The organism is Bradyrhizobium sp. IC3195 (assembly GCF_020193585.1).
GTDB lineage: Bacteria > Pseudomonadota > Alphaproteobacteria > Rhizobiales > Xanthobacteraceae > Bradyrhizobium > Bradyrhizobium yuanmingense.
Genome location: NZ_JADYVG010000052.1, coordinates 1 through 5,360, shown reverse-complemented (window position 1 = coordinate 5,360; position 5,360 = coordinate 1). Strand labels below are relative to the sequence as shown.

The window sequence follows — 5,360 nt, the reverse complement described above, 5'->3', positions numbered from 1 at the left end:
CTTTTTCGGCATTGCGGTGTCATCAATGACTAATACCGCATCCTTGCCGCCGACAAGCCGATCCGCCTGGTTGAGCAGCTCAGATTCCAGCGGTGATGCGTCCCAGACACCTTCGACGATGAAATGGTGCAGCTGATCGTAGTTGCCGGTTGCAAGGCGTTCTGCCATCGGCTGAACGCTCTTGCGATCGCCCGGGCCGATCAATCCCGCAACGTACAGGGGACACATCCGCTGCCGGTCTTATGACCCAACCGGTCCAGGAACGGCTTCAGCCAGCGTTCGAGTTCGTCTTCCCATTCCACCATGGTCAGCCCTCCAAGAGCCGACCACCCATGAATCATTGAAAAGTCGATTCGGGAATCCTAATAAAGAGCCCAAATCCAACAATCTGCCAAAGTAGTGCTAGTGTCCCGAGTCACAAGTTCGCAATCGTAGATTCGCATTAGATTCGCGTCGCTGTGCCAGAGATGGCGGCTGCAACAGCGACGGAGGATCTGATGGCGACCCAGCGACTTGCGCCCCTGGTATTGAGCGATGATGAGCGTGCTGAACTTCAGCCGCTGAGAATGCGGCGAAAGGCGGCGCAGGCGTTGGCTCTGAGAGCCCGGATCGCGCTGGCCTGCGCGGAAGGCGGTCAGAACAAGGAAGTGACGGCCAAGCTAGGCCTGGAGCGGGGGACGGTAGGCAAACGGCGGCGGGGCTTTGTGAAGCAGCGCGTGGCTGGGCTGCACGATGAGCCGCGCTCGGGAGCACCGAAACGTATCTGGCGGGCCTTCGGGCTCCAGCCGCACCGGCTGGAGACATTCAAGCTCTCGACTGATCCGAACTTCGTGGCCAAGGTGCGTCATGTCGTCGGGCTTTACGTCTCGCCACCGGCACACGCCATCGTCCTGTGTGTAGATGAAAAGTCTCAAATCCAGGCGCTGGACCGCAGTCGGCCGATGCTGCCGATGCGTCCCGGCCAGCCGGCCCGAAGGAGCCACGATTACAAAAGGCACGGCACCACATCGCTGTTCGCCGCCCTCGACATTGCGACCGGACGGGTTATCGGCAAGTGCTACGGACGGCACCGTGCCGCCGAGTTCCGCAAATTCCTGGACGAGATCGAGGCCGCTGTGCCGCGCCAACTCGACGTCCATCTCGTCATGGATAACTACGCCACTCACAAGACCCCGCTGATCCGGAAATGGCTGGCCAAGCGGCCGCGCTGGCATGTGCACCTGACCCTGACCAGTTCGTCATGACTCAATCAGGTCGAGCGCTTCTTACCGATTAGAAGATCAGGCGCCGCGTCTATCGCAGCGTAGCCGCCCTCAGGGCGGACATCGCCTCGTTCATCGAACGACATAACGCTGATCCCAAGCCGTTCCGATGGACCAAGTCAGCCGATGATATCCTTGCTTCCATCGAACGCTTCTGCCGTTACAATGCCCCGGTACAACACGACGCGATGTTGCGAACTTCTGGTTCAGGACACTAGACGCGATCCGGCAGACAGTTAGCTAAGTTCATCAAGCTCAGCGCCAGGCCTCATCCCGTCGTGACAGCCTGGCAGCCCCCTTTCAGGCCCATGGGACCGAAAGCCGGTTGGGGAGGGACTGACGGCGCTGCGCTAGGCACGGGGCGGAGCTTCGATCGGGCTCGTATTAATAGTGTAACGCCTGCGACATCGATTCGAATCCAATTGGAGGGAGGTTTCATCTACTCCCGGGACAGGTGCCTGCGACGTCACTGCCCCCTGCATTTCGTCGGAGAGACGCGTCGTGCCTCCTCGAAGAGCAGCAAAACACTATGCTTCGTGATTAGTCGAAGTGTTCGTGTCGGGCTAACGACAACTGTCGTGAAGCCAACATCGAACACAGAAACCCTAGACCAATTCACTCGCGCGCGCTGGCTCAGTTCCTGCATAGCAAAAGCCATCCATGCAGCGGGCGCCTCTTCTGAAGAACTGTTGTTCGGTAGCGGCGCGGCAAGATCTGGAAGTCTCACGTCATGCTCAAGGTATCGATTACTACCGTTCTGATGTGTGTCTCATGCAATGCCATCGCAAACGACGATTTGATGATGACAGCCAGACAGATCTTCAAACCGATCCCTTCTGGTATCCCCGCCCTAAAGGACAATCCCGTGACTACCGAGAAAGCGGAGCTCGGGAAGATGCTGTTCTTCGACCCTCGTCTGTCGGCGAGTGGGATCATTAGCTGCAATACCTGCCACAATCTTGGCACCGGCGGCGTAGACGCGGGTCCAACGTCAGTTGGTCACGGTTGGCAACGGGGAGCGCGGCGGGCGCCGACCGTCTACAATTCAGTGTTCAATGTCGCGCAATTCTGGGACGGACGCGCGCCGGATCTTAAGGCACAAGCCAAGGGGCCCGTTCAGGCGAGCGCCGAGATGAATGCGACTGCGGATCACGTAACGACCACACTGAATTCGATGGAAGATTATGTGGGCAAGTTCAAGCAAGCATTCCCGCGTGATACACCGCCGGTCACCTTTGACAATTTCGCGAAAGCGCTCGAGGCTTTTGAAGCGACGCTCACGACACCAGCAGCTCCGTTCGATGGATACCTGAACGGCGATGCCAACGCGCTGGATGACCACCAAAAGGCAGGATTGCGGCTGTTCGTGGACAAAGGCTGCGCCTCCTGCCACAACGGAATCAATATTGGTGGGCAGGAGTTTTTCGCGTTCGGCGTGATTGAAAGACCAGACAGCAAACTGCTTCCCCCAGCCGACCAGGGGCGTTTCGCGGTCACGAAGGCCTTCAGCGACCGATACGTGTTCCGCGCCGCCCCTTTGCGCAACGTTGCCCTGCGAGCTCCCTACTTCCATTCGGGTCAGGTTTGGACGCTCCAGGAAGCGGTAGGCATTATGAGTGAGGTGCAGCTCGGCGCCGAGCTCACCGAGAAGGAGAAGAACGATATCGTTGCGTTTCTTAATTCATTGACCGGCCGGTTACCCAAGATCGAATATCCGATACTGCCAACGCGCACAAAGGATACGCCGCCACCGTCCTTAGACAGATAGTGCTCTTGTTCACTATCCTGGTTGTTCCACGGTTTAGTCGCGGCGACGCAGCTCCGCTTTGCAGCTGCCGCAAGCCGGAGCGCGTTCAGGCTCGTCGAACCGATCTCTGAGATCGCACTGCTCCCTATCGCGAAGCACTGGATCAAGGTGAAGAGCGGCTTCGGTTCACGATGCCAGTGCAACACCTGCTAAAGGTGTTGTTGCGATGGGACGATGCTCAGCCTTGAGGAGCGCGGCCCTGGCCGGTCGCCACCCACGATCAGTCGGGAACTTAGGCGCAATTCCAAGTTGAACGAAGGCTTGGGCCGGCGGCGACGAACCAATCCGCGTCCAGCAGGTGGCCGAGCGACGGCGGTTCCAAGGGAATGGCTTGATCGGACCCCAATCATCGATTTTGCTGAACTTGACCCTCAGAGTGTAAGTCGCACCATGGATGCGCGATTCCTCACAGCGTCGCGCAAGAGTTTGCTGCTGAGACACTGAATCGGCGCTGGCTTGCGACTGTTATGCCCGAACCATCAATGACAAGTTGGATCTCGTGCGCTCAGCTCCCACAACCTGCTTGGGCAGCACAGTGGAGGGTTTCCCCAGAGCATCGTGTCCGGATTACGACTAAACAATTCGCCTGACTTAGCGACAGCATGCCCTTCTTTTTGGCACCGACAGAACCACCAGCGCCGAGCTCTCCCGCGTGCTGGCGTCGTCGCAGCGTGCCTGTAGGTCATCGACAAGACGACATTTGGCTCGTGCTGCCCAGCAAAGCGATCTGACGATCTGCTGTAAGGCGACCGCGCGAGAGTGCACTGTGCGTGGTCGCGAATTGAGGATGATCTCGAACGGCACGGACGCACCTGATGCGCAATTCAGACGACCAGCTCTACTTAATGCCGAGCGCGCTCACGTCGGTGAAGTCGGACAGGGCCTTGGAAGAGGAGAACGTGAAGCTGAAGAAGCTTCTGGCCGAGCAGATGCTCGATGCCGCCGCACTTCGCGAGCTCCTTTCAAAAAATGGTAAGGCCCGCCGCTAAGCGCGCTGCGATCGCGCATCTGCAGGCTGTCATGAGCCTGTCGGAACGGCGGGCCTGCTGGCGTTGCAGGTGAACTCGGTGCCATGGTCGGACACGATCATTTCTCGCTTGCCGCGTCGCTGGACGATTGCCGTCAGTTCGCCGACCACGCGCCGCCCCGAGATCGACGTCTCCGGAATGGCGCCAGGCATTCGTTGGTGACGTCGTCGACGATGTTGAGGATGCGGAAGCGTCGGCCATTGGCGAACTGGTCGTGGACGAAGTCCAGCGACCAGCGCGCGTTCGGCCTCGCCTCGACCAGGATCGGGGCACGGGTCCCCACGGCCTTTGCGGCGAGCCCGCCTTTTGCAGACGGTGAGCCCTTCCTCGCGATAAAGCCGGTAGATCCGGTTGATGCCCGATGGCTCGCCCTCCCGCCGCAGCAAGACGTCCCGCTGCTTGACGGATTTGCAGCTCGACGCTTACAATCGAGCTCGCGAACCGAAGCATCTCGTGCTTATAAACGCTAGGATCCCTATGTGTGTCACCTCGCAACCGTGAACAGAGTCACTGGCGATTGGTTCACCAAGCATTTGGCCAACCAAATGGATCCTGCTGTTATCTGATTTTGATCAATGACGTTTCATTGCAGCCCTGCTTCTGAGCAGCCCGTCCGTCTCGTCAGACCTCCGATCTGACCGACCCCATTTGGTTACCCCAGGTGAGCCCTCAGCGACGCGCTCGCCATAGCAATGAGGTAACACCAGCAAATTTGTTGGTCGACGGCTATCCGTGGCCACAAGCTTGACGTATCAAGCTCTCTACCTTTGCCTTGACTCCTTGACCGAGAGAGCAGCGCACAGCTCCGGCATACCCCGCACAGTTCATCGCAATGACGGCTTATAGAGCTGAGGACCCATCATTGCCCTAAGGGCTGATGGGGCAGGCGGGTTATCAGGCTTACGGACTGTCGCCTGCCATTTGGAAATTGGAATACTCTAGCCATAGGCCCCGCCTCCGGACGCATTTCAAAGTCGGCCGGAGAATGTTCATTGACGTCATTTTCCTCCGTTCTTCCCATTGACTCGGAGGCGGGCTTTTCTGTCCAACTAGAAAAAGCCATCGCCATGTGTCCGATTTGCGACCTTACGTTAGAACATGACCTTGACTGTCCGATCTCTGACATGCTGTCGGTTTGGTACACTTCCTTGAAAAATTTTCCCTTACTGATCAAGCTGTCGCAGTTGGCATAGGGTTTGAACAGAGAGGCGCATCCACCGCAGCCGACCACGAAGCGGCGGCTACGCTAACGCTTCTTCGGCT

Annotated in this window: 1 protein-coding gene and 4 pseudogenes; 3 read left to right on the top strand and 2 right to left on the bottom strand. The window is 58.3% G+C overall.

Annotated elements, in window-relative coordinates:
- Nucleotides 1-341, bottom strand: a pseudogene (locus tag I6F09_RS36945) (transposase); the annotation flags it as partial.
- A gap of 156 nt (nt 342-497) precedes the next feature.
- Here I6F09_RS36945 and I6F09_RS36940 point away from each other — a divergent pair.
- From I6F09_RS36940 to I6F09_RS36930, 3 genes and pseudogenes are all read left to right on the top strand, one after another.
- Nucleotides 498-1,480 (top strand): annotated as a pseudogene (locus tag I6F09_RS36940) (IS630 family transposase).
- A 542-nt stretch (nt 1,481-2,022) separates the two neighbouring features.
- A complete protein-coding gene (locus tag I6F09_RS36935; RefSeq protein WP_225129259.1) occupies nt 2,023-3,030 on the top strand; it encodes a cytochrome-c peroxidase in 1,008 nt (335 codons plus the stop codon).
- 917 nt (nt 3,031-3,947) lie between these two features.
- Nucleotides 3,948-4,116, top strand: a pseudogene (locus I6F09_RS36930) (IS3 family transposase); the annotation flags it as partial.
- A 1-nt stretch (nt 4,117) separates the two neighbouring features.
- Here the strand turns inward: I6F09_RS36930 and I6F09_RS36925 are convergent.
- A pseudogene (locus I6F09_RS36925) lies at nt 4,118-4,486 on the bottom strand (DDE-type integrase/transposase/recombinase); the annotation flags it as partial.
- Between the last annotated feature and the right edge of the window lie 874 nt (nt 4,487-5,360).

Coding starts and splice junctions, on each gene's coding strand:
- I6F09_RS36935 (WP_225129259.1), top strand. CDS start 2,023: ATGTGTGTCTCATGCAATGCCATCGCAAACGACGATTTGATGATGACA.